This is a genomic window from Methanoregula formicica SMSP (assembly GCF_000327485.1).
Lineage (GTDB): Archaea > Halobacteriota > Methanomicrobia > Methanomicrobiales > Methanospirillaceae > Methanoregula > Methanoregula formicica.
In genome coordinates, this window is the sequence record NC_019943.1 from 2,480,216 (window position 1) to 2,505,446 (window position 25,231).

Sequence of the window (25,231 nt, forward strand, 5' to 3'; positions counted from 1 at the left end):
ACCTCTACGCAATCGGTATTAACTGCATTGATTATTGTCCCTGGCAAAAACAAAAGTTTCGTGAATGGACTGTCTCGATCATGGACATACTGCATCTCCCGCATCCGGGTCCCGGCCGGTTCATGGCGGGCGGCCGGGATCCCATTTCAAAGAGACAAGCTGGTTTGCCTTTCCGACTGCCTCATCAGCACTTGCAGCTCCCGCATCAGCTCCAATACACTTCCAGAGGTTAGGCACGAGACTGAAAGGGTACCCGCCTGCGATGACAGGTGTTCGCGCAGTACCAGGATCTGCCCTGATTGCCCGGACCAGTTCGTACACCCGGGAAACATGGACGGGTAGTGTGGCTGAAATGGCGATTGCATCCGCATGATGGTCCCGTATCATCGCAACAACCGAGGGCGCGGGGGTGTTTGCACCGGTATACAGCGTGTCCCACCCGTCCATCTCAAAGAAATCTGCAACCATCCGGATACCGATATCGTGGAATTCGCCGGAGACGGACGATGCAACGAGGCGCCTGCCTTTCCTTGCCTGTTTCCTGCTCTCTTCCCTCATCCGGGTATAGAGAAGTGCAATGAACAGCCGGGTCGTATCGGTGATATAATGTTCCTCCGCCACACTGACCTGGTGGATCTGCCAGAGCCTTCCGGTCTCCTGCAATACCGGCTGGAATATATGCCGGTAAAGGTCGCGGACAGGAACACCCCGATCGAGCATCCCCATGAGGAGGACCCGGGCATCCTCCCGGTTTGCGGCAACCAGAGCAGAAAGATATGCGCGGGCCTGGGCTCCAAGAGGATTGTCATCCCTGATGAAGGAGAGATCTTCCCGCGGGGGGGCAGAGAGGAGGGCGCGGGCTCTCGTGATGTACTCCTGTGCCTTCGAACCCTGTTCTTCCGGTAGTTCCTGGTGCAGGACATCGCTGAACGCAACAAGGCTTCTTTCAAGGATCCTGGGAGGTAAATGAAGCGATTCACGGAATATCCGGGCCCAGCGGATATAGTCAAGGAAGAATGCATCATCATCGACCGCGAGCGATTCCTGCAGGTGCCTTGCATACGACCGGAAATGTTCATCGAGCAGGGATTTTTCGTAATCGCTGGATTTTAAAAATAATTCAGGATACCGTTCACTATAACGACTGAACCCCTTTGCCGCAAGATTTTCTTCGTCCAGCGATACAGGCCGGTACAGGCAATCTCCTCCGGAACTCATGTCTCCAGGTCCCTCTTTCCCTGATATAACCAGATCTCACCGGCTACCTGTAACATTATTATTGTTTGGCTGAAATGGCTGTATCATAAAGACCGGAACCTGTATACCAGCCAGAAGTACGTGTGAGGGAGGGCAGATTCCGGCTCCTCGTTCTCCTTTGAAAATCCGGATTCGTATGCTGGTAACCGGGGAAGGGACGAATTGATAAACAATCATAGAGAAAAATAGTGCTACTTTGCGGCAGATGATGAAAGTTACCCCCACTGATCCATGATGATGCACGGGTGCTGATGCCGCACTGCTTCAGGAAAACAGGAAGTCGAGGAAGTCGACTGCGTTTTTCATCCCGAGACCTCCTGAACGTGCAGCCTTTTCTGAATATTCTGTCGTTGTGTCGGTTCCTTTGCCCCGGACAACGAACGGTACCGGATCCCTTGTATGCGTCTTTGCCCGGATCGGCGTCGGGTGATCGGGCAGTACAGCGACAACGCCATCAAACCCGTCCAGGATCGTTCCCACGACTTCATCGACCTTCTCGATCGCCTTCACCTTCTCTTCAATGCTCCCCAGGTGCCCCGCTTCGTCCGGAGCCTCGATGTGGATATAGACAAAGTCAAGTCGCTGGATAGCATCCAGTGCGTACCGGGCCTTTGCTGCATAATCGGTATCGAGATACCCGGTTGCGCCCGGTACCGTGATAATCTCCATGCCGGCACATCGGCCAATGCCATTGAGGAGGTCGACTGCCGAGATGATCCCGCCCTTCATCCCGTATTTCTTCTCGAACGGGGGGAAGGCCGGTTTGTGACCGCCGCTCCATGGCCAGATCTGGGTTGCCGGGCGTTTGCCCGCAGCACTACGTGCCTGGTTCACCGGATGATCGGCAAACACTGCACGGCTCTTCTCCATACACTGCAGGAGAAGCTCCGCGTCCTTTCCCTTCGGCAGATAGGGTCCGATGCCCTGTCCCACGATATCGTGCGGGGGCGTTGTTGTCGATCCGTTCCCACCAGAGACTACCAGAAGGTTCCGGTAACTAACACCGGCCCGGACCATGACCCCGGGGATCTCCGGCCCGAGCGCTGCAAAGAGGTCTTTTCCCTCGCTGCTTGAGATGTGGCCTGCCGAGAAATCAGCCATCGTCTCCTGCTCCACGGTCACGAGGTTGCACCGGTACGCAACATCCTCCGGTGCAAGCTCAACACCCATGCTCAGTGCTTCGAGCGGGCCGCGGCCGGTATAGTAATTTTCAGGCGCATACCCGAGCACGGCCATGTTGGCAATGTCGCTGCCGGCCTCAAAGCCGTACGGGATCGTATGGAGCATCCCGCAGGCGCCTTCACGGGCCATCCGGTCCATGTTCGGGGTCTTTGCGTACTCCAGAGGGGTCTTATTGCCAAGCTTCGCAACCGGCTCGTCGGCCATGCCATCCCCCAGCACAACGATATACTTCATCTTACTGCCCCGTCACAGCAGCCTGTGCCGCTATCATGACACTTTCGCGGGAGCCCAGCTGCGGTTTCCAACCAAGGGCCTTGAGCTTCTCAATGGAGAGCTGCATCTTTGGCACATCGCCAACCCAGCCCAGTTCCCCTCCCGTGAAACAGTACTGCACGCCTGTCAGGCCCATCGCTTCCGTGACGATATCGGCAATAGCTACGACATCGATCCAGTCCTCGGAACCGATGTTGAAGGTGTTCACCGGATTGCGGGCATGGGCAATGGCAAACTCCATGGCGCGGATACATTCCGTGACTTCAAGGTACGACTTGGTCTGCTTGCCGTTCCCGAGGATCTCGAGCTCCTTTGGATTTCTTTTAAGTTTCCGGACAAAGTCCGTGATCACGCCGTGGCCGCTCCGCGAGCCGATGATATTGGCGAACCGGAACTGCCAGGAACGCATCGAGAACGAGTGGCAGTATGCCGAGATGAGCGACTCGCAGGCAAGCTTGCTTGCGCCATAGACCGAGACCGGTTCGAAGGGGGCGTAAGTCTCGGGTGTCGGGATGACCGATGCATTCCCGTACACGGTTGATGTGGAGGTGAAGACCAGTTCCGGCACGGAATGCATCCGCATTGCCTCGAGCACACGGTAGGTGGCGACGATATTGTTCTGGAAGGTCGGGTCCGGGGTCATCGCACTCTGGCGGACATCCGGATCAGCTGCAAGATGGTACACCCGGTCCGCTCCTGTGAGGGCGTCCTGCCAGCCGTCACCAAGAAGGTCTTTTTTAACCAGTTGTACGTTTCCCGAACGAAGATGGCCGGCAATCGTTTCCTCGCGCCCGGCAACAAGGGAATCAATCACCACAACGCGGTCACCCTGTGCCACGAGGGCATCCACCAGATGCGAGCCGATGAACCCGGCGCCACCTGTCACCACATCAAACATCAATACCTAATATGTCATCCATGCTATAGGATTACTGCTATGTTCATCGGGATCGATCACGGCACGAGCGCCATGCGGTTCGCCGGAGAGGGAAGGGAATTCAAGCTCTCTCGCGAGGCTGCAAAGGACTTTGTCATCGCCGACCTTGCCCGCATCTGCCCGCCCGAGGAGATCGAAGGTATTGCCGTCTCTTACTCGATGGGCGACAACTTCTCGAAGATCACACGGATCGACAAGGTACAGAACCGGGGGCTGGTCAGCCGCGAGGGGGCGGGCAAGCACATCGGCGGCGGTACGCGGGTCTTTGACGAGGTGGCGGCAAGCGGCATCCCGGCAATCGCCATCCCTGGCATTCACCGCGGGTCTCCAACCGATCCCCGGTTCAAAGCCTATTCACACCAGACCAGCCCCGAGAAGATCGGAATTGCCTACGAGGTCTGCCACGATCTGGGGGACGATGTGATCGTCTCCGACGTAAGTTCCAACACGGTGACGCTCCTTGTTTCGGCCGGGAAGATTGTCGGGGCATTCGATGCCTGCATCTTTGCCCCGGGGACACTCCACGGTGCCCTCGATGTCGACGCGATCCGCCGCATCGATGAAGGGGCCTGTACTGCAAACGAGGCGTTCCAGCACGCAGGCGCAAACTTCTCGGTGCCGGAACCGGAACGGATGCGTACCGTTGCCCTCTTCGCTGCCATGGAATGTGCGGCACTCCGGCTCCTCAATCCCGGTGCAGCCATTGCGCTCGCGGGCAGCCTTGCACCGGCAGTTGCACAGGAAGTCGGTTCGCTGCTCGGCTCGAAGGTTGCTGTATACGATGAGTGGTGTGCATCCCGCGGGTGTGCACGGATCGCCCGCGACGTCTTTTCCGGCAAAACAACAATCCTGGGGCTCGGTACGGATCTCTAAAATCCGGGTCAGCCAAAAAAAGCGCCAGCGAGGAGCATCGACCGTTCGTTTGTCCGGGCCGCAACCAGCCACATACCCCCCTGCCTTAGGCCACGTGCGGTGGGGGGGTGTCAAGTACCCCCCACCCCCCAGAGCAACATCCGGCCGGCCATTTCGTATTGTTTTCCGATGTAACATGATAGTGCAGGGAATATCCGGCCACCAGCCTTTTGGTTCGCAGCGGGGGGTCTCCATGATACCCCCCTAGCACCGGGCGGGGGGGTATAATCGCTCTGAAACGCAACAAGGGGGGGAGGGATGCTGCTGGAGACCCCCCACCTCATGTTAGGGAAGCGTGCATTGTTGCACGGTATTTCCGGACCCGGGCACCGGCGGAGAGATGATTGCACCACCCTGATCAAATCCTGTAGAGGGTGGACTCTATCGGGCAATGCGGGGAGGGGTGTCCCGGACACCACCCCCCCATCCCCACCAGGGAGGGTATGATTGAATTCAAAAGAAAAAGGGGGTGGGGGTACACAGCAGACCCCCCCCTCATCACGACCGGATTATCAGCACAAACGGGGATCCGGGGCCGACGTTGGGAACGGATCAGCATTATTAATAGTGATAAATTACCACATTAATGCGCAATAATTTCGGGTATCGCCATATGAATGCCGGGTGTAAAGTCATGATAATTTACACATCCGGTCGCTTCCTTATCATGGAAATCTGATAATTGGGGATTTTTCCTTGAAAGAGCTACGTATCCACGGCAGGGGTGGCCAGGGGTCTGTCACTGCTGCCGAACTGATCGCAGTCGCCGCATTCGAGGGCGGCGTCTATGCCCAGGCCTTTCCGGCATTCGGTGTCGAGAGGCGGGGGGCCCCGGTCCAGGCATTTGTCCGGTTTGACAACAAGAAAATCCGGAAGAGGAGCCAGGTGTACGAACCCGACTATATCATCGTGCAGGACAGCACCCTGATCAAAGACGTGAATGTCTTTTTGGGGGTAAAGCCCGGCGGGATCGTGATCGTGAACACCGAGAAGAAGCCGGAATTCAAGGTGCCTGATGGCGTGAAACTGATAACCATCGACGCCACATCCATCGCCCTCAAGGCGCTCGGCCTCCCCATCACCAACACCACGCTCATGGGAGCGTTTGCCGCTGCATCAGGAGAGATCCAGTTCTCGGCACTCGAAAATGCACTGAAGCACCGCTTCCCGGGTGAACTTGCAGTGAAGAACATCGCCGCGGCAAAGACCGCGTATGACACCGTGAAGGGGGCAGCTTAATGGCGCTTGCGACAGGATGCAGGGCTCGCCCCGGAAAGTCGCGCGACAACAAGACCGGATCCTGGCGGGTATTCAAGCCGGTCTTCGATCATGAAAAGTGCTCGAAATGCGGGATGTGCCAGACCCTCTGTCCCGAAGGGTGCGTCCACGAAGATGCAGAAGGGTTCTTCAATCCCGATTATGATTACTGCAAAGGATGCGGGATATGTGCCGAGGAGTGCCCGAAAGAAGCGATTGCCATGAAACAGGAGGAGAAGTAAATGCTGGAGATAACCGAGGGATCGCACGCGGTGGCTGAAGCAGTCCGGCTCTGTCGCCCGCAGGTGGTCTCGGCATACCCGATCACCCCCCAGACCCATATCGTCGAAGCTCTCGCGGATTTTGTTGCCAACGGGAAGCTCGACGCCGAGTACATTACTGTTGAGAACGAACTCTCCGCACTCTCTGCCTGCGTTGGTGCAAGCGCAGCGGGTTCGCGTGCCTACTCGGCAACAACATCGCAGGGCCTGATGCTGATGGCCGAGGTTGTTTTCAATGCTGCGGGCATGCGCCTCCCTATCGTCATGTCCATCGCGAACCGTGCCATGGGCGCACCGCTCTCCATCTGGAACGACATGCAGGACTCAATCTCCCTGCGCGACGCGGGCTGGCTCCACTTCTATGCTGAGGATAACCAGGAGGCAACCGACCTCCACTTCCTTGCCTTTAAAGTGGCGGAAGACCCCTCCGTCCAGCTGCCGGTCTTTGTCTGCTTTGACGGGTTCATCCTCTCCCACACCTATGAGCCGGTGGACATCCTCACGCAGGAACAGGCTGACAAGTTCCTGCCGGCGTTTGCTCCGGCCGAGAAGCTGGATGCAAAAGACCCCATCAGTTTCGGCATGTATGCGACACCGGAATATTATCTCGAATTCCGCTACGAGACGAACGAAGCCCAGAAACGGGCTAAGGACGCAATCGTAAAGTACGGAAAAGAGTTTGGTGCGCTCTTTGGCAGGGATTACAGCGCGTTCATCGAATCGTACCGGCTCGATGATGCCGAGACCGCAATCGTAGCGATGGGCTCCATGTGCGGGACGATCAAGGATGCCATTGACGAGATGCGGGATGACGGTATGAAGGTCGGGCTCCTGCGGATCCGGGTCTTCCGCCCGTTCCCGATTGAAGAGGTTGCCAAAGCGCTTACCCACGTGAAGCGCATTGCAGTGCTTGACAAGAACGTCTCGCTTGGCTCCCGGGGAGGAGCAACAGCAATCGAGGTCCGTGATGCACTGTACGGCTCCACGATACCGGTAAAAGGCTACATCCTCGGGCTTGGCGGCCGCGATATCCGCAAGAAGGACATCAAGGAGATCGTGAGTCTCTGCGAGAAAGGGATCGGCGACCAGTTCTACGGGCTGCGCAAGGAGTTGATCTGAGATGGCAGAAAAGAAGAAGACCTGCGACCTGTTCGACTGCGGCCACCGTGCCTGCGGCGGCTGCGGGGCGTCGCTTGCTGCCAGGCTCGTGACGGAAGCGGCTGGGCCCGAGACGATCGTTGTCTCCTCCACCGGGTGCATGGAGGTTTTCTCCACCCCGTACCCGGAGACTGCATGGAAGGTCCCGTGGATCCACTCGCTTTTTGAGAACGCTGCGGCGGTTGCATCGGGCATCGACGCTGCGCTGAAGAAGCAGGGCAGGAAAGAGAAGATCGTGATCATGGCAGGCGATGGAGCAACCTTCGACATCGGTATGATCAGCATCAGCGGCGCATTCGAGCGCGGCCATGACTTCACCTACATCTGCTATGACAACGAGGCATACATGAACACCGGCATCCAGCGGTCCGGTGCCACACCCCTCGATGCCAGCACGACCACAAGCCCGGCCGGCTCCCAGTCGTTTGGCAACAAGCGGCCCAAGAAGGACATGCCCGCAATCCTTGCAGCACACGGGGCACCTTATGTCGCTACGGCATCCATCGCCTATCCGGCAGACCTCCGGCAAAAAGTCGAAAAAGCCATCAACACCAAGGGGCCGTGCTATGTGCAGGTCCATGCACCCTGCTGCACGGGCTGGGGATTCGAGGGCGAGCAGACCATCGCGATCGCAAAACTCGCCATCGAGACCGGGCTCTGGCCGAACTTCGAGATGGTGGATGGCAAGGTCACGAAGGTGAAGAAGGTTGTCCGCAAGCCGGTGACTGAATACTTAAAGACCCAGAAACGGTTCCGCCACCTTTTCAAGCCGAAACTGCAGGAAGCGGAGATCGCGGCAATCCAGGCCATCGCCGACCGGAATGCCGAGAAGTACGGTCTCGACATCAAGCTCCCGCCTAGGAAAGAATAAAAAACATTCCTTCTCTTCTTTTTTCGAGCCGGTAATTCTCTTTTGGATGAGGGCATGTTTTGGCGGGTATGAAAATCCCCATGATTTTCATGAACTTTCTGTGCTGCTTCGCCGCATAGGCGCTCTGTTGAAACGCACATGAACCAGAGTCCACAGCCGAACGATGAAAAAGCCATGCACTATGAATGGGTGTGAGTGCTCCCCATTTCAGGGATACGCCAATCCGGGCCCTTTACGGGCTCCGTTTCCCTTCTTTTCCGGCTCCAGCGGGAATAATTCGAAGACTTCGTCTTCTCATGTCTCATGCTTTCAGCATTCGACATTTCGGAAAATGAGGAAATTATCTGGAGAAAGTCTTCATTTTTACGCCGGAGAGGGGAGGTAAATTTTTGCCACATTCTTTTGGCCGATTGGCAGGTAAAACGAGTTTTAGCCAGGGGCAGGGTGTTTGGATCGAACCGGTTGCCGCTATGGCCGGTTTAACGGGAACCCATGGTTCTCCGTCGGAGAATCCTGCGTGCTGGTATGCGAGGGAGAGAGGGCGATAATCAGCAATGTTATTAATCCCGGCGATGACATTAGTAGGTTGTCGGGCTCGTGGTCTAGTCGGTTATGACGTCGCCCTTACACGGCGGAGGTCGCCGGTTCGAATCCGGCCGGGCCCATCGTTTTTTAAAAAAGAGGGTTATGCGATTCTCACGAGCGTGATCGTGAAGACCAGGTCTTTTCCCGCAAGATCGTGGTTCTGGTCAATGGTAATGGTATCTTCAGTCATGGTGATGATCTTGATATATGCCACTGCATTATCAGCAGATCTCCGGATTGAATAGCGTTCACCGACAACGGGATTCTCGATGGCAATATCCGACCGGTTAACCGTGAAGACAAGCGAAGAATCGTACGGTCCGTATGCTTTTACCATGGGGATGTGAACGGTCTTCGTGGTATTCGGGGCCATTCCGATCACCGCCTCCTCAAGGCCGGGAATGACTTTTCCCTGACCGATGGTGAAGACAAGTGGGGATGCGTCCCGGTTTGAATCAAAGACAGTCCCGTCAGCCAGAGAACCGGTGTAATAGACTGATACCGTATCCCCGGTCTTTGCAAAGAACGGATTGAATAAGTAGAACGCAACAGCGGCAACAACAACGAGTGCGACAATAGCACCTATCGCAAACTGCCGCATCTTCTTCTTTTTCGCTGCGACAGCCTCTTTTCCCTTCACTTTTTCAGATTTTTTCATGCTCTCTCCAGTACGTTGATCTCATGACCATAAGAGCATTGCATTCTGTTCCGGAAAACAAAAGCCGGGTTGTTCAGGCAGGCATCATGCACGCAGCGGATTCCTGCCCGCTATCACAATTGCACGGTATAAATACCCCAAGAACCTATGTTGTGATGTTCATTATGCCGGATGAAGTGAAGTATGCAGAAGTTCAGGGCCGTAAAGTCCAGTGGGACCCTGCACAGATGCGCAAGATCAAGGAGCATCCGTGTTTCTCCGAGGGTGCATGCCATAATTTCGGGAGGTGCCACGTCCCGGTTGCACCGAAATGCAATATCCAGTGCAACTACTGCATCCGCGACTTCGACTGTGTCAACGAGAGCCGCCCCGGTGTCACAACAAAAGTGCTCAAGCCGGACGAGGCCATGGACATGGTCAAGAAAGTCGTGGACAAGTACAATTATATCAAGGTCGTCGGGATCGCGGGGCCCGGGGATCCGCTCGCAAACGAGGAGACTTTTGAGACACTCAAGCAACTCCATGAAAAATACCCGAATGTTATCAAGTGTATCAGCACCAACGGCCTCCTCCTTCCGGACAAGATCGACCTTCTCCAGAAATATGACGTGGGCAACATCACGGTCACCTTGAACGCCATCGACCCGGAGATCGGGGCGAAGATCTACCAGTTCGTCGATTACCAGGGAAAACGCTACGAAGGCATTGAGGGCGCAAAACTCCTCCTCTCCCAGCAGATGAAAGGCATCGAAGAGGCAGTCAGACGCAAGATGATCGTGAAGATCAACACCGTCTATATCCCCGGCATCAACGAGGACCACATCCCGGCCATTGCAAAGAAGGTGGGAGAGATGGGCGTCTACACCTTCAACCTCATCCCGCTCATCGCCCAGTACAAGTTCGCCAATATCACCCCACCGACACCCGAGATGAAGCGGAAGATGCAGGACGAGTGCGGCAAATACGTGAAGCAGATGCGGCACTGCCAGCGATGCCGTGCCGATGCAATCGGCAAGCTCGGCCACGACATCCAGTCCTGCGTGTACGAGAATAAGTAACCTTTTTTCCTATCATCCCCTGCACAGGGATAACAGTAATACCGAATCGTTCCGGACTATGTTCGCATATTTGCCAGCGATGCCGGGGCAAGGTCTGGAGTGCTGCAAGATGTGGTGATTCCGTTCAGCTCCCGGGACAACGACAACGATGATGAGCAGGGGTACAAGCCCTTTTCTGATGGCAGTCACTCCTAATCAGCAACAGCGTTTACGGGTTCAATCAGATCTGTAGGACATCCGATTTCGCCGGTGTTCCGGCTGTCTTCCGCTCCGGGAGCACCTCTTCCAGCGCGGCTACGAGACTGTCCACCTTCTCGTTGTTGAACGCTGCCCGGAAAGCGGCAATCTCAGCAGAGTTCATGATCATGATGCCCTTCTTCTTCATCGGGAGCCCGTTCGGGCCAAGGGGATTGATGTCGATAGCAAGGGATGCGGCACGGTTCTTGGTTGCGGGAAGCCGGATAATGGACACGCCTTTGACCGATGTCTGCTTGCGTTCCCAGTCCGCGCCTTCTTCGATAAATGTCCTGAGGGTTTCTGCTAATTCCATAAGAAGAACTATTCATTTATATATTAAAATGCTATTCGTTCCGATCCGGCTGCGAAAAATCGCATGGGACAACGCCAGGTTCTCCCCGTCATGTTTGCACCATCCCCAGCGAATAAGAGGGGGAATGGTCAATGGTACTCCATAACCCGCTCTCCACTACTGGATCACGATCATGCCCTCCATTGCTCTTCCCCCCGGCCAGCCGTTCTCGCTCGACCAGACACTCGGCTGCGGCCAGGTCTTCCGCTGGGAGCGGAGTCCCGACGGCACATGGCTGGGGATTGTTGATAACCACGTCATCCGTATCCGTCAGGAAGGAACCAGGCTCAGGTTCAGGGGTGCCCCGGAGGAATTCATCCGCCGATACTTCTCTCTCGATATCGACCTGCTCCCTCTTCTTTCGTCCATTGACAACGATCCCGTGATCCACCGGGCAATCGGACAGTGCAACGGCCTGCGCCTTGTGCGCCAGCTCCCCTGGGAGTGCACCGTCTCCTATATCTGCTCGACGAATTCTAATATCCCGACCATCCGACGCAGGATCGGGTTGCTTGCAGAGCGGTTCGGCACCCGGATACAATCCGGGGGTCAGACCTTCTTTACGTTCCCGGAACCGTCCTGTATTTCCTGTAAGGGGCACGAAGGCCTCACGATATGCAAACTCGGGTACCGCCAGCCATACGTGTACGGCACCTCCTGCACCGTCACCGACGTGAGATCGTGGGAAAAGAAGATCCGCCGGCTCCCGTACGAGGATGCCCGCAAGGAATTGATGAAACTACAGGGTGTTGGCCCGAAAGCTGCCGACTGCATCCTCCTCTTTGCGTTCCAGAAATACGATGCGTTTCCCGTGGATGTCTGGATCCGTCGGATCTTAAAAGAACAATACCTTCCGGATCTTCCTACGGATGCCCCGCTGACAACGAGGGAATACGACCGGATACGGAAGTTTGCAAAGGAGCAGTTCGGGGAGTATTGCGGCTGGGCACAGGAATACCTGTACGCGGCAAGGATACTGTAAAAAGAGAGCAGGGGGATTTACGTGCCGATATCCCAGCTGCAGGAATATTTCTTCTGTTCTTTGGAGAGCGAATCAATCGATAGCCCGAGAGACGCGAGTTTCAGGTTTGCAACCTGCTCATCAATCTCATTGGGGACATCATAGACACCGCCCTTCATCTTCTTCCCGTTCTTTGCGATATGGAGCGTGCAGAGCGCCTGGAGTGCAAAACTCAGGTCCATGACCTCAATCGGGTGTCCCATTCCCTTGGGAGTGGCGAGGTTCACGAGCCGGCCTTCTGCAAGCACATGGACAGATTTCTTCCCGAGGACGAACGTCTCGATGCCGTCGCGACGGATGATCTTTGCAGCGTTCTTGTGAAGATATTCGAGGTCGATCTCGACATTGAAATGGCCAGCGTTCGCGAGGATCGCGCCATCCTTGAGTTTTGCAAAGTGCTTCTTTGCAATGACAGCACAGTTACCGGTAGTGGTGACAAAAATGTCCCCGATAACTGCTGCATCCTCCATGGTCATGACCATGAATCCGTCCATGTGCGCCTCAAGTGCCCGCCGGGGGTCGATCTCGGTGACGATGACCTTTGCACCAAGCCCATGTGCCTTCCGCGCAAGCCCGCGGCCGCAGTAGCCGTAGCCGGCGACAACAAAATATTTCCCGGCAATGAGCGTGTTCGTCGTGATCATGATCGACGAGAGAACACTCTCCCCGGTGCCGTGGACATTGTCGAAGAAATGCTTCATGGGGGTATCGTTGACCGCAACCACGGGAAACTCCAGCTTGCCCTCGGCGGCCATTGCCTTGAGCCGGTGAATACCCGTGGTGGTCTCTTCGCAGCCCCCGATGACCTTCTTTAAGAGGTCGCGACGCTTGGTGTGGATATAGTGGATCAGGTCCATGCCGTCATCGATGGTGATGACCGGCTTTGCATCCAGTACGTCATTGATCGCGGCATAATACTCATCGACCGTGCAGGACCGCTTCGCGTAGCAGTTGACATTTTTTACTTTCCCGAGAGCCTCGGCAACATCATCCTGCGTTGAGAGCGGGTTGCAGCCGGTGATATGCACCTCTGCACCACCTGCGGCGAGGGTCGATACCAGGTTCGCGGTCTTGGCCTCGACATGGAGCGCCATGCCGATCGTCATGCCCTCGAACGGTCTCTCTTTGACAAACTGTTTCCTGATGGCAGCAAGTACGGGCATGTACTGTCCTGCCCATTCAATCTTCAGCGTTCCGGAACTCATGGATATCCTCAACGGGGGACCGGAAGTGGACCGGCCCGCCCGGGTAACTGACTATCCTATACATAGAGTCGGCAGGCAACATAAACTCCGCGCTGGTGCAGGTGCCTTTCGAAATGATGATAGGTTTTTCCATCCAATTATGAGTGCTATGGTGCTGACACGGAGGATCATCCCCTGCCTTGATCTCAAAGATGGCAGGGTTGTGAAAGGAACCAATTTTGTCGGGCTCCGGGATGCCGGGGACCCGGTGGAGCTGGCCGGCAGGTATAATGAACAGGGCGCTGACGAAGTCGTCTTTCTCGACATTACCGCTTCCAAAGAGAAACGGGGCATCATCATCGATGTCATCCAGCGTGCCGCAGACCAGCTCTTCCTGCCGCTCACGGTAGGGGGCGGCCTCAAGTCCCTGGACGACATCCAGCAAATCCTGAGGGCCGGTGCCGACAAGGTCAGCCTCAACACCAGTGCTGTCCATGACCCGTCCCTCCTCACCCGCGGCGCGGAGGCATTCGGCACCCAGTGCATGGTCTGTGCGATCGATGTGCGGCGGAACACCACCCCGAACGAGAAGGCGATCCCGGTCAGCCTCCCGGACGGATCAACGTGCTGGTATGAAGTCGTTATCTATGGCGGCAGCAAACCAACGGGGATCGATGCCGTTGCCTGGGCAAAGGAGGCCGAGGAGCGGGGCGCAGGAGAGATCCTCCTGACAAGCATGGAGACCGATGGTACGAAGAACGGCTTCGATATCCCTATTACAGCGGCTATTTCCGATGCTGTCGGCATTCCGGTCGTTGCCAGCGGGGGAGTTGGGACCCTTGAGCATTTCTATGACGGGTTCAAAAACGGGAAGGCGGATGCCTGCCTTGCGGCTAGTGTTTTCCACTACGGCGAGTTCACGGTAAAAGAAGTGAAGGAATACCTCAGAGGGCGGGGTATCCCGGTACGGCTCTGAGGTCGAACTCGAACGCTGCAACAGGGTGTTCGAGCTCGAATGCCACCAGCACGGCGGGGTGGATCTCGCCAAAGACTCCTACCTTTTTCCCGTTCACGATGATATCGCCCCGGCGCCCTTCGATAAATGCGGGATCTGCGGATTCTTTTACCATATACTCAATGGAGAGCTCGTGGAGCACGGCATCGGCGGTTGCATAGGCTTCTGAGAAGTCTGCCTCGGGATGGGTGCTGACACCAGATGCCTGCTGGTGGGTCTTACAATCGACCACCACATCACCGACCGTAAAAAGGCGCTGGGGCAGTTCACGGTGCCGGTTGATGGTGAGGAACTCCATGAGCAGGGGTAAGAGTTCCGTCCGGACCACGGTATTCTCGATGCTGATAGGGTGCATGACATGGAGGACACCGGGTGTCTCCGTCCGCTGCATACGCTTGTACAGCACATCCTTATTGGTCAGCGTGAACGGCATGACTTCAAGGTACCCTAGGCCGGAAAACACCTGCCGGGCCAGGGCCATGCCGACCTGCACCGGGTGGGGTTTTCCGACAGTGAAGGTCTTCGGGGGCACGGATTCCAGCTTGTCATACCCGTACGCAATCGCCACATCCTCGAAGAGGTCCCAGTCATGCATGATATCTGCACGGTAGCAGGGGACCTGTACTGTTACCTTGTCGGCACCGGCCGGTTCTGCACCAAAGCGCATCATCTTCAGGTACCCGCACATGGATTCCGAGGTCAGGTCCGCTCCCAGCAGGCGCGAACACTCGCTGACGCTGATGACACGCTCGGCAGGGGCAAGGGTCGGGGTCTGGACGCCTCCGATCTCAACGCTCTCGATGGTTGCCCCGGCTTCTGCCATCGCTGTGCAGATGATATTAACCGCAACGCTGACTGCCCGTTTGTCGATGCCGGTGGTGTCGAGGAGGATGTTCTTGGTGTCGATGGTGACACGCGTCCGCTCCCCGTTGATGATCGGGGGGAACGAGAGAACATGATCGTCATCATCCACAATGAGCGGGAAGAGGGGGAAGTCTTTTACGATCTTCGCATAGTCCCTGCCTTTCGGGTGCTTCTCGAGGATCTCCTCCATCGTCATCTTCCCGGTGAAGTCGAGCGGGACAAAACCACGGCTCCTCCTTGATGCAATATAGTGGAATGGCGGCTTGACAGTGTCCATGTCATGGATCCCGATGGCAACCTTACTCCGGCCCCTGCCTACGGCCCAGTGAAGCGACTCCTGCAGGGACATGATGCTCTGGATCGATTCATCGTCGAACTTCACGCCACGGATGACCGCCGCACCGAGAACCGGGCGGATGGCTGCAAGCTGGGGATCGATGGTGAACCGGATCCCCGAAGGCTTGACCGGGTATTCCGGCAGACCGGTTTCGATCCCGAGATACCCCCGCATTGCGCGGGCTACCCCTTCGGGACTGAACAGGTCGGGCCGGTCGGGGAAGAACTCCACATCCACATGATCCTCCTCGATCCGCTCGACATCGGAACCGATCAGGGGGACCTTCTCGATGATCGTCTTCCGGTCAGTCCGGGTGAGCCGCTCGAGATACTTATAGGGTAGGGTGATGACCGCCATCGTCAGATCCCTCCCTTCATCTGCCGGTACGATGGTGTCTCCCGGAGGAAGGCAACATCGCTCTTGTGGAGGAGGCGCAGGTCTTTTAATCCAAGCCGGAGCATCGCTATCCGGCTCACACCAAGGCCCCAGGCCAGGACGGGATACATTATACCGAGAGGCGCGGTGACTTCTTCACGGAAGACTCCGGCGCCGCCCATCTCGATCCACCCGATCCCATCAATGTAGACTTCGGCATCAAGGCTCGGCTCGGTGTAGGGGTAATACGAGGGCTTGAACCGCACGCTCTCAAAACCCATGCGGTTGTAGAACTCGCGGAGCGTTCCGAGCAGGTTGGCAAACGAGACGTTCTCATCCATCACGATGCCTTCAAGCTGTTCGAACTCGGCAAGGTGCGTTGTGTCGATCGTCTCGCGCCGGTACACCCGGCCAACGGCAAATGCCTTGACCGGAGGTCTGGTGTTTTGTGCAAGGTGCTGGATGGAGAGGCTTGTCGTGTGAGTCCGGAGCACGCACTGCTCCGCCTTCTCCTCCTTCCACACACCGCCCCAGCCGGTCGAAGAGGTCTCGCCCCCCGAGATATGCATCGCCTTGACGTTCTCAAACCCTTTCGGAAGAGGAAGCGTCTCCTTCAGGTAGAACGTGTCCTGCATCTCGCGGGCCGGGTGGTCCTGCGGCTGGAAGAGGGCATCGAAGTTCCAGAAGGACTGCTGGACGATCTCCCCGTAGAGCTCGGTAAAGCCCATCTCGAGGAGGATCTCCCGCATCTCGCCGATGATTCTCTGGTAGGGGTGGATCTTGCCGGGATATGCCTTCTTCGGCAGCTTGGTGACGTCGTAGCGGCGGAGATTTGTATTCTTCCACGAGCCGGAGATGATCTGTTCGCGGGTCAGGGTACCGGTCTCTTCGCGGAGGTCGAGGCCTTTTTTTGCCAGCGCAAGTCCCTCCGGGGTTGCCGCGATGAGGTACTTTACGGTCTCGGACAGCTGGAGGATCCCGCGCTTGATGAGTTCCTTTGTCTTCGGATCGGTAAGTGATGGGTTCTTCAGGGCGGCTTCATCGCCTTCGGTTGAAGCGCCGGGAGTCTTGATGACGTTTGACCCTTCGACTTTGATAAGCCCTTTCTTCCTGAGCTGCCCAAAGCCAATCCGGAATGATGGCTGTTTCTTGAGATCGTCCAGCATTGTGCCCGGCAGGATGTTGCGGAGGAGTTGTGTCTCGGGCAGGCCATTTGCGGCATATTCTTTTCCTTCGTCGGAGAGCGTGAACTCCGTGGACACAATCCGTTCCACGGTGGCAAAACCCTTGTCCTGTGCAAGATGGGCCCACTGGACAACCGCTTCGGGGGTAGCGTCCATGACCGCGGCAAGGTGCCCTGCATCTGCTCTCTTCTCCGTTTCAAGGGTTGCAAGCAACCGTTTCTCGTTCTGCGTCAGTTCCGCCATCTTATATCCTTATCCTGTCCTTTGCTGCGTCCATCTTCTCCCGGAAGTCATTCAGGAACGCAACAACCCGTTCAGCCGTCTCTTTCTTGCATTGGCCACAGGTGATCTCCCCGGCAGTGCACTTTCTCCGGATTTCCGCAAGTTCTGCATCGTCCGTCACCATGTGGAAGAGGTTGAGAAGATAAAGCGAGCACTTGTCGGGTTCTCCGCCCAGCCGCTTCTGCTCCTCCAGGGTCATCCTTCCCCCGGTGATAGCGCTCATCACTTTCTTTCTCACCATTGCTTCGGGCTCATGGAAGGAGATGAAACTCTCGGGAATGCTGCTCGACATCTTCCCTCCCGTGAGGCCGGGCATGAAGATATGGTATGTCGAGGAGGGCGTAAAAAACGCAAAACCCCCGTGTGCCCGCTCGATCTCACGCACCTTTGCCTTGACGTCGGTGCACTGCGCTCCCTTGATGTCAACATGCCCTTCGTACTTCTTTGCGTGCGGGAATGCCTTTTTGACCGCTTCCATTGTAGCCTCGGGGGCATTCTTCGACCTGACGCTGATATACCCGTCACGCTCCTCAACGGTGAACATCCGCATCTTGTGCGCGATCCCGCGGGTGAGGCGGATGTGCGGGTCCTGGTCTACGCCCACCGGGACCACCGTGGGTGCAGGCTCGCGGTCGATCTGCGGATAGAGGATGTCGGCGACCTGTGTGATCACGCTGTCCGCGTGTGCAAGGTCCGTGTCAGGCCCAAAACCGTAGATTGCCGAGAGTTCCGAGAAATTGACCTTCGTCGCCGCCTCGAAGGCAAGGTCCTTGAGCCGGTTGTTCCTGCTCTGGAAATAGGTCTGCCCTTCAAACCCAAGGGCATACAGGCAGGCGAGGTACTCTTTCCCGTACTCATCGCACTTCTCCCAGGAGAGGCCGCGGACCGCATGTGCCTCGCGGTCGGCGATCGTGATATACCCGCTGCCCCCCTGCTGAACATGCCAGACAACCTCCTTCATCACCATCAGGTGGCCGAGATGCGGGTGGCCGCTTGGCATGAACCCGGTCAGGATATGGAACGGGGATTTGTTCCGGATTGCCCGGGCAATGGGAAGATAATCCCGGTGACCGACCACGATCCCCCTGCGCATGAAATAGGGGATCTCCGGAAGTTCCGGAAGGACCGGTGCAATGGGATCGATACCAAACTCGGCAAATGTCTTTTCAATGTCAAGGGACGGTGTGCTTGACCAGGGGTTGATCTGCGGTTCCTGCATGATAAAAGCTCACAGCTTGATCCGTGCGAATTCGACGAACTGGATTCCTGAAGAATGTACAGCGCCAAACAACATCTTCTTTTTGACACTGTGGGCCATCCGCACGGAACGGGAGATAACACTCATGGGAAGAGCGGCTTCCTTCTCCACGGCATGGACGAGCAGGTCGGAATGGACGGAAGTCCCGCAGTAGACACGGAAGTGGTGCCCGAATTTGTATCCCGTCCGGGGCGTGAACCCGTGGCGGCGCAGCTCGGTGTACACGGTATGTTTCAGGGTGAGCTCGCTGTCGCTCTCGCTTGCGAGAGCAAGGTACTCGGCAAAACTCATCCCCGCATCCCCCCGCATGAGCCGGATTGTTCCCCGGTCCATAAGGTAGAGGAGTTCAACGGGAGCGAGCATGAGCCGCTCCGGGTCAAGCCGCTTGCCGAACCCGGCCTTCTCAAGGCTTGAATCTGCCGTTACCCTGACCATTGCCGATTTGCCGGTCAGCATTGCATCCGTTGGGGTGAGATCCGGCAGCGTACAGGACGCATCTGCCAGTTTCTGGAGCTTGATCTCGTAATAGGTCAGCTCCTGTTCGTCGTCAACGACGGCAAGGATGTACTGTTTGCGCATATTGCGCGAGGCGATCACTTCCTCGATCAGGAGTTCGAACAGGATCGGGTCACGCTCGGAGAGCACTCGGACAAGATAGAGCGACTCGCCTTTACCGGGCTTTTCCCCCCGCCGGAAGACCCGGAAGTCATGCGGCCCGGTCTGGACCACGTAACCCCGTTCCCGCAGATCGCGGTACACGAGAAAACTCCGCATGACCGTGGGCTGATCGGAGAACTCGGCAAAGAGGGTGTCAAACGAGTACCCGGGCACTTCGATCTTCTGGCGATGGAGAAGATACAGGGCCTCCTGGGGGGAGAGCCGGAGACCGTCTCCCTCCGGCCTGCCGTACCCGCTCTGCTCGTAGAGAGGGCGGCCTTCCCGCCCGGTGCGGATGATGGATCCGTCGAATATCGCTTTCACTGCCGGATCTATTTCTCCCGGATGGTATTAAGGGCGCCTGACGCGCGCCACGAGCGACCAGGAACACCAGTACGATATCCGGGCGAAATCCTTATGCATTACAAAAATGCGAATCAATGTCTATAAAAAGGGGAAAAACCAACCTTGAGAGTCCAATCGTATCTCATAAGTATGCTTATTTGCACGTCCCCGCGGATGAACACCATTCCGGGAAACCATGGGTAATACTATAGGATACACTGGTCCCCACACCGGAAATTTTTTCAAAGCCAGAAATAAGCGGCGGAAAAAATGGTGCACGAATACAGCGACCCCGGATGCCGAAGCAGGAGCAGACTCAACCTCTCAGGTTATCTCATGCGTTCGACCGTAAACGGTCCCGGCACCCGGGCCGTTGTGTGGGTCCAGGGTTGTCCTCTCCGATGCAAAGGCTGCTTTAACCAGGCATTCTGGGCCTTTTCTCCTGCGCATATTGTTCCAGCTAAGGAACTCGCAGCCCGCATTCTTACGACAAAGGGAATAGATGGCATCACCTTCTCCGGAGGGGAGCCTTTTGCCCAGGCCGGACCCCTTGCGGATGTGGCAGAACGGATCCTGGATGCGGGGCTCACGGTCGTCACCTATTCCGGTTATACCTTTGAACAGCTCGCCTCATGCCACGATTCGGATTGTTGCCGGCTCCTTGCTGCAACGGACCTGCTGATTGCCGGCCCGTACCGCGAGGACCTTGCCTGCAGGGACAGGTACCGGGGATCGGCAAACCAGCAGATCATTTCTCTTTCCGGAAGGATCGTGCCGAAATCAGTCCTTCCCGAACAGGATCAGGAAAAAACTGTGGAGTTTACCATCGCGCCTGACGGAACGGTCACCACAACGGGATTTCCACCCGACAGCCTGTTGACGCAGATGGCTGCTCGATGCAGAGGAGAGTAAGAGGGATGTCGCATTTCAGCCGTATCAGGACAACATTCCGGCACCGCGAAGCACTCGTGCAGTGCATGCAAGAACTCGGGTATTCGGTGGAGACCGACACGACCATCAAAGGGCACCATGGCCTTCACAACGTGGATATCGCTGCACGGAAGACCAGAGGATATGCCCTCGGGTTCGTGAAGAACGCGGACGGGGCATACGATCTCGTGGCCGACTGGTGGGGTGTCTCCGGCACAAGCGAGCAGAAGATTGCAGAAGATCTGAAGCGGCAGGCAGGTGCCATCCAGCAGGAGTATGCAAAAAAAATGGTGCTGGAACAGGCAAAAAAGGAGGGCTTCGAGCTGGTGTCGGAGAAGAACGAACAGGACGGGACGGTGCAGCTCGTGGTCCGGAGGTGGCAGTAAATCCATGCAGATCGCTGAACCTGACTTCTCCCGCAGGCTCAATATCTCGCTGCGCGCCCGCGTGACCCTGATCGTTGTCATCACGCCCGAGGAGGAGCGGGCAGTGTCCGGGATCCGCGAAGTATGCGAATCCTGGGATCCGTCCCGCCAGTGCATTGCCTGGGACTGCGTGGGTGGCTTCTCCGTGCTTGTCGGCCCAAAAACCTTCCCCGGCCAGTCCCGCGACCCGCTCGCAGCGCTCGACGACATGATCAAGACCGGGGAAGACGCGGTCGTCATCTTAAAGGACTTCCACGAGTACTGGAACAACCCGCAGGTGAAACGACGGATCCGCAACTTCTCCCAGGAATTCCGGTACAACCGCAGGACAATCGTGATCCTGACCCCGGCAACACGCGTCCCGGACGAGATCCGCGACGAGGCGGTGATCGTCCACTTCCCTCCCCCAAATGCAGCCGAACTCTCGGCAGATCTCGATACCCTGATCACAACGAGCGGGATCACCTGCTCACTCACCGATGGAGGCCGCGAGAAGATCATCCAGGCCGCGCTTGGCATGACGCTGAACCAGGCCCGGCGGGCGTTCTCGAAGGCGATCGTTGCCCACGGCAGGCTCGATGACCGTGACATTGACGCTATCATCGCCGAAAAGAAGGATATCCTCAGCGCTTCAGACGCCCTGGAGTTCTACAGTTACACCGAAACGCCGGAGAATGTCGGGGGCCTTGCGGTGCTCAAGGAATGGCTGGTCCTGCGCGAGCGGGCGTTCACGCAGGAAGCGAAAAACTTCGGCCTTCCGGCCCCCAAGGGAATTGCCCTTATCGGCATCCCGGGAACCGGAAAGAGCCTCACGGCAAAGATGATCGCCGATATCTGGCATCTCCCGCTCCTCCGGCTTGACGTGGGATCGCTTTTCGGGAGCCTTGTCGGAGAATCCGAAGAGCGGACGCGCCGTGCCCTTGCCCTCGCCGAGACCATCAGCCCGTGCATCCTCTGGGTGGACGAGATCGAGAAGGCATTTGCGTTCGGCAGCGGGGATGCCGGGACAAGCCAGCGAGTCTTTGCCCACCTGCTGACCTGGATGCAGGACAAGACCTCTCCCTGTTTTGTCGTTGCAACGGCAAACAATATCGCAGCGCTTCCGCCGGAACTCCTCAGGAAAGGCCGGTTCGACGAGATCTTCTTTTTGGACCTGCCGACATTCGAGGAGCGGCGCGAGATCTTCTCGGTCCACTTACGGAAGCGCAAGTGCATCCCGGCAGAGTTTGATCTCGAGACTCTAGCGCGGGAGAGCGACGGGTATGTCGGTGCGGAGATCGAGCAGACGATCATTGATGCCATGTACCGGGCATTCAGCGAGAATATGCGCAGGGTCACGACGGAAGACATCCTCACCTGCATGCAGGCACAGGTGCCCCTCTCGGTTTCTCAGCGGGAGACGGTTGCAGCGCTTCGCACCTGGCTTGCCGAAGGACGTGCCCAGTCGGCATCCCGGGTGACCACGTCCCGTGCGCCGATGCACGGGAAGACAATTGCACTGGAAACGTTTGCACACGAGCGCCCGTAAGAGAGTTAACGCATGAGGTCTGCCGCCACCCTCCCTGTTTTCGGCCCCCTGCTCCTCCGGCGCGAGATACGGAGGCTCTCCCGTAACCTGCGGAACGGGGATCTGTCCGCAATCGGAAAACTGGCAGAAATTGAAACAACCTCAAAGGACAAAGGAGCACGGCAGGTTGCCCGGGAGAGCCTTGCGTCTCTCATGAGCCAGGAAGCCATCGATGCCCTTTGTAACGAGGCATTGTTGCGGGAGGATCCTTTCCTGCGGGATCTTGCTCTCGAAAAGGGGTATACTCCGAATCCCCCTGGTGCAAAAGCATTGTTCCTGTTTCTTTCAGGACAGGACGAGACATTCCTCCGCTTCGATCCGGAGGACCATCATCCCAGGCTTGCAGAGGGATATGCAAACGCGCAAGCACGGATCCGGTTGCACGCACTCCGCTATGCCACGGAAAATGCAGGCACAAGCCGGGGGCATGTCCTCGCTCATGCCCTTCTGGGAAGAGAGCAGGACAGTGCTGCGAAGGACTGGTCGTACGGGGAATGGGCACTTGTCATGAAAACGCTTGCCTGCGATGCATCCTGGGATCTGCTCTGGAGACTCGTACGCATGGCACCCCCGGCCTTCTCCCGTGCAGCGCTCGAGACCATGAACAGTGCAGGCTGGCATCTCGAAGGCGATGAACGGCAGGTTTTTGAGGAACTCATCGCTGACCTGCCGGAATCCTGGAATAGTCCCCTGCCGGAAAAGCCGCTCAGTTCCAACGGGGTGCAGGACAGCCAGGTGCTGCGTCTCTCGTTCTCCCGGGACGGCACCCTCCTTGGCGCAGGATCCTGCGATGGCACCATTGCTACCTGGAACGTTGCGTCTGCCCGGCTCCTTGGTTCCTGTACTCCCGGTACCGGATCCCCGCATTTCCTTGCGTTCACGCTCGACAATACCCTGCTGATAGCCGGGGGGGACAGGGGCACACTGCATGCAACCACCCTCTCCGGTGAGCCGGTATGGGTCTTTGACGATCCTTCTCATCCCGTCGGGTGTGCGATCCTCTCATCCAGTGGCGAGGAGATCCTGGCCGGGGACAGAGAAGGATACCTCTTCAGCATGGGGTGCAAAACCGGGGCAGTCCGCTTCTCTGCGCCTTGCCACCCCTCTCCCGTAACAGCACTCGCCCAGATAGCGGGGGGGCAGTCACTGGCAACGGGCCATGCCGACGGAACGGTCTGTTGCTTCGATGCGCTGACGGGGGTGATGCTCTGGACCGTCACGGGAACGGGCGACCCGGTCCGGGCGCTTGCCTTCTCTGAAGAAAGCGGCGGCATCCTCGTGATCCGTGGTCACGCTCTTCCGGTCTGCCTGTCCGGGCAGAACGGGAGCCTGGTCCGGGCCTTTGCCAGGCACAGCGGCACAGTATCCTGCTCAGCAATCTCCCGGGGATGCCGGACCGTTGTTGTTGGCACCAATACGAATGTGCTCCGTATCTGGCATGAGGGGGATAATCCAACCGTGGAAATTCCGCTCTACAACAGGGTGCCATCCTGTTGCGCAATTACGCAGGACGGAACCTGCCTCATTGCAGGCTGCAATGAAGGTACGGTGTTCTCTTTTCATCTTCCCGAAGGCGTAAAGACAAGGGAGATCCGTGCGTACCGCCGCCCGGTGAGTGCCTGCTCCCTGTCTCCGGAGGGAAGACTCCTCGCCCTTGCAGGTTGGGACGGGACAGTTGCTTTGAGATCTGTCCCGGATGGGGAGCTCCTGCGCACACTCCGGCGCTCTGCCGGGGCCGTCACGTCCCTTGCCTTCGCGGGGAGGGAAACCGGTATCCTCGCCGGAACAGCGGATGGTACCGTCAGGTTGTTCTCCCCAGGTTCCGACACGGCTGGGAGGTGTATCGATCTCTATACCCCGTCATTACGTACGATCGCAGCAAGTCCGGATGGCGCAGTCCTTGCGTGTGCCGGAAAAGAGCCCGGCCTCCGGTTCTGGGATATCAGAACCGGAGGCCTCCTTTCTTCCTGCAGCGGGCTGAAGACCAGCGTGCGGTGCCTTGCGTTCCTGCCAGATGAGAAAACACTCATTACCGGTGGATGGGACGGACGGGTCCGGTTCTGGGACGTCCCGTCTGGGACGGCAAAAGAGGTATGCAAAGGCCATACCAGCACGGTCACCTGTTGTGCCGTGAGCCCGTCGGGTGAGCTGTTCGTGACCGGCAGCAATGATACAACCGTCCGTATCTGGCAGAGTTGCGATACCAAAGAACCGCTTGTTCTCCGCGATGCGGGAAAGGAAGTGTCCTGCTGTGCCATCTCCCCGGAAGGCACGCTTCTCGCGGCGGCCGGGGCAGATCCCGTGATACGGCTGTATCACCTGCCGGACGGGGCACGCGCATATGACATCCATCAGGTCCCGGGAATCCCCACGGTACTCTCGTTTGCCAGCAACGGCCTTTCCCTTGCTGTCGGGTACGCAGATGGGACACTGGCGTTCTATTCCCTGCATGACCGCGGCCTGATCCGGACGCTCCCCGCTCATGCCGGGGCAGTGACCGGGATTATCAGTATCGCGGAAAAGGACAGTGTTGTGACCAGCGGCGAGGATGGGAGAGTCTGCACCTTCAGGGTCCCGTTCATCCAGCCCTTATCCTTTGCAACGTTTGCCGATCTGGAGCTCGCACGGGAACATGCCGGAGGCACTGAGGCAATGGCAACCCAGTGGCGCTTTCTGTACCGGCTCCTTTCCCTCCGGTTCCAGGACGAGATCGAACTCTGCCCGGTCTTCCTGGATGCCGGCGCACTGGATATCCAGATTGTCGGGTGA

Annotated in this window: 22 protein-coding genes and 1 tRNA gene; 13 read left to right on the forward strand and 10 right to left on the reverse strand. The window is 57.4% G+C overall.

Going from position 1 to position 25,231, the window contains the following annotated elements:
- Positions 1–120: 120 nt before the first annotated feature.
- The 3 genes from METFOR_RS12360 to METFOR_RS12370 form a co-directional block, all read right to left on the reverse strand.
- Positions 121–1,218, reverse strand: coding sequence for a cobalamin B12-binding domain-containing protein (locus METFOR_RS12360; RefSeq protein ID WP_015286490.1), 1,098 nt, complete (start codon positions 1,216–1,218; stop codon positions 121–123).
- A gap of 303 nt (positions 1,219–1,521) precedes the next feature.
- Positions 1,522–2,673 carry a cofactor-independent phosphoglycerate mutase gene (locus tag METFOR_RS12365; protein WP_015286491.1) on the reverse strand — a complete coding sequence of 384 codons (1,152 nt, stop codon included), beginning with the start codon at positions 2,671–2,673 and terminating at the stop codon, positions 1,522–1,524.
- 1 nt (position 2,674) lies between these two features.
- Complete coding sequence (locus METFOR_RS12370) at positions 2,675–3,610, reverse strand: NAD-dependent epimerase/dehydratase family protein (protein ID WP_015286492.1); 936 nt, start codon at positions 3,608–3,610, stop codon at positions 2,675–2,677.
- Positions 3,611–3,649: 39 nt separating this feature from the next.
- Here METFOR_RS12370 and METFOR_RS12375 point away from each other — a divergent pair, with 39 nt between their 5' ends.
- The 6 genes from METFOR_RS12375 (at position 3,650) to METFOR_RS12400 (ending at position 8,793) form a co-directional block, all read left to right on the forward strand.
- The gene (locus tag METFOR_RS12375; RefSeq protein ID WP_015286493.1) at positions 3,650–4,522 is read left to right on the forward strand and encodes a methanogenesis marker 12 protein; all 873 of its coding nucleotides are present in this window, start codon (positions 3,650–3,652) and stop codon (positions 4,520–4,522) included.
- Positions 4,523–5,257: 735 nt separating this feature from the next.
- On the forward strand, positions 5,258–5,800 hold the full coding sequence (locus METFOR_RS12380) for a pyruvate ferredoxin oxidoreductase subunit gamma (RefSeq protein WP_015286494.1): 543 nt from the start codon (positions 5,258–5,260) through the stop codon (positions 5,798–5,800).
- Complete coding sequence (porD, locus tag METFOR_RS12385; RefSeq protein ID WP_015286495.1) at positions 5,800–6,060, forward strand: pyruvate synthase subunit PorD; 261 nt, start codon at positions 5,800–5,802, stop codon at positions 6,058–6,060. The genes METFOR_RS12380 and porD overlap by 1 nt, the downstream gene beginning before the upstream one ends.
- Positions 6,061–7,218 (forward strand): transketolase C-terminal domain-containing protein, encoded by a 1,158-nt coding sequence (locus tag METFOR_RS12390; RefSeq protein ID WP_015286496.1) that lies wholly within the window; start codon positions 6,061–6,063, stop codon positions 7,216–7,218.
- Position 7,219: 1 nt separating this feature from the next.
- Positions 7,220–8,128: a thiamine pyrophosphate-dependent enzyme gene (locus METFOR_RS12395; RefSeq protein ID WP_015286497.1), complete on the forward strand. Its 909-nt coding sequence runs from the start codon at positions 7,220–7,222 to the stop codon at positions 8,126–8,128.
- 591 nt (positions 8,129–8,719) lie between these two features.
- A tRNA-Val gene (locus METFOR_RS12400) sits at positions 8,720–8,793 on the forward strand.
- Positions 8,794–8,813: 20 nt separating this feature from the next.
- On the opposite strand, the gene METFOR_RS12405 is transcribed toward METFOR_RS12400, so the two are convergent.
- Positions 8,814–9,371: an FKBP-type peptidyl-prolyl cis-trans isomerase gene (locus METFOR_RS12405; protein WP_015286498.1), complete on the reverse strand. Its 558-nt coding sequence runs from the start codon at positions 9,369–9,371 to the stop codon at positions 8,814–8,816.
- 164 nt (positions 9,372–9,535) lie between these two features.
- Here METFOR_RS12405 and nifB point away from each other — a divergent pair, with 164 nt between their 5' ends.
- Positions 9,536–10,429, forward strand: coding sequence for a nitrogenase cofactor biosynthesis protein NifB (gene nifB, locus METFOR_RS12410; RefSeq protein WP_048111399.1), 894 nt, complete (start codon positions 9,536–9,538; stop codon positions 10,427–10,429).
- A gap of 220 nt (positions 10,430–10,649) precedes the next feature.
- Here nifB and METFOR_RS12415 read toward each other — a convergent pair whose 3' ends face one another.
- Positions 10,650–10,979: a hypothetical protein gene (locus METFOR_RS12415; RefSeq protein ID WP_015286500.1), complete on the reverse strand. Its 330-nt coding sequence runs from the start codon at positions 10,977–10,979 to the stop codon at positions 10,650–10,652.
- A gap of 172 nt (positions 10,980–11,151) precedes the next feature.
- Between METFOR_RS12415 and METFOR_RS12420 the strand changes: the two genes are divergently transcribed.
- The gene (locus METFOR_RS12420; RefSeq protein WP_015286501.1) at positions 11,152–12,000 is read left to right on the forward strand and encodes a DNA-3-methyladenine glycosylase family protein; all 849 of its coding nucleotides are present in this window, start codon (positions 11,152–11,154) and stop codon (positions 11,998–12,000) included.
- 17 nt (positions 12,001–12,017) lie between these two features.
- Here METFOR_RS12420 and METFOR_RS12425 read toward each other — a convergent pair whose 3' ends face one another.
- Entirely contained in the window at positions 12,018–13,244 is a 1,227-nt protein-coding gene (locus METFOR_RS12425; RefSeq protein WP_015286502.1) for an adenosylhomocysteinase, read from the reverse strand.
- 148 nt (positions 13,245–13,392) lie between these two features.
- On the opposite strand from METFOR_RS12425, the gene hisF reads away from it, so the two are divergent.
- Positions 13,393–14,199, forward strand: a complete 807-nt coding sequence (gene hisF, locus METFOR_RS12430; RefSeq protein ID WP_015286503.1) for an imidazole glycerol phosphate synthase subunit HisF — start codon at positions 13,393–13,395, stop codon at positions 14,197–14,199.
- Here hisF and pheT read toward each other — a convergent pair.
- From pheT to endA, 4 genes are read right to left on the reverse strand one after another with little or no spacing between them, the layout of a single operon-like run.
- Positions 14,168–15,796 (reverse strand): phenylalanine--tRNA ligase subunit beta, encoded by a 1,629-nt coding sequence (pheT, locus tag METFOR_RS12435; protein ID WP_015286504.1) that lies wholly within the window; start codon positions 15,794–15,796, stop codon positions 14,168–14,170. The genes hisF and pheT overlap by 32 nt on opposite strands.
- Before the next feature lie 2 nt (positions 15,797–15,798).
- Positions 15,799–17,241: a phenylalanine--tRNA ligase subunit alpha gene (gene pheS / locus METFOR_RS12440; protein ID WP_015286505.1), complete on the reverse strand. Its 1,443-nt coding sequence runs from the start codon at positions 17,239–17,241 to the stop codon at positions 15,799–15,801.
- A gap of 1 nt (position 17,242) precedes the next feature.
- Positions 17,243–18,499, reverse strand: coding sequence for a tryptophan--tRNA ligase (locus METFOR_RS12445; RefSeq protein ID WP_015286506.1), 1,257 nt, complete (start codon positions 18,497–18,499; stop codon positions 17,243–17,245).
- A gap of 9 nt (positions 18,500–18,508) precedes the next feature.
- Positions 18,509–19,519 (reverse strand): tRNA-intron lyase, encoded by a 1,011-nt coding sequence (endA, locus tag METFOR_RS12450; protein ID WP_015286507.1) that lies wholly within the window; start codon positions 19,517–19,519, stop codon positions 18,509–18,511.
- A 357-nt stretch (positions 19,520–19,876) separates the two neighbouring features.
- Between endA and METFOR_RS12455 the strand changes: the two genes are divergently transcribed.
- The 4 genes from METFOR_RS12455 to METFOR_RS12470 are packed head-to-tail and all read left to right on the forward strand — an operon-like array spanning position 19,877 to position 25,231.
- Positions 19,877–20,452, forward strand: coding sequence for a 4Fe-4S single cluster domain-containing protein (locus METFOR_RS12455; protein WP_199483993.1), 576 nt, complete (start codon positions 19,877–19,879; stop codon positions 20,450–20,452).
- Between the two features lie 5 nt (positions 20,453–20,457).
- Positions 20,458–20,856, forward strand: coding sequence for a DUF1257 domain-containing protein (locus tag METFOR_RS12460; protein ID WP_015286509.1), 399 nt, complete (start codon positions 20,458–20,460; stop codon positions 20,854–20,856).
- A 4-nt stretch (positions 20,857–20,860) separates the two neighbouring features.
- A complete protein-coding gene (locus METFOR_RS12465; RefSeq protein WP_015286510.1) occupies positions 20,861–22,423 on the forward strand; it encodes an AAA family ATPase in 1,563 nt (520 codons plus the stop codon).
- Positions 22,424–22,435: 12 nt separating this feature from the next.
- On the forward strand, positions 22,436–25,231 hold the full coding sequence (locus METFOR_RS12470) for an outer membrane protein assembly factor BamB family protein (protein WP_015286511.1): 2,796 nt from the start codon (positions 22,436–22,438) through the stop codon (positions 25,229–25,231).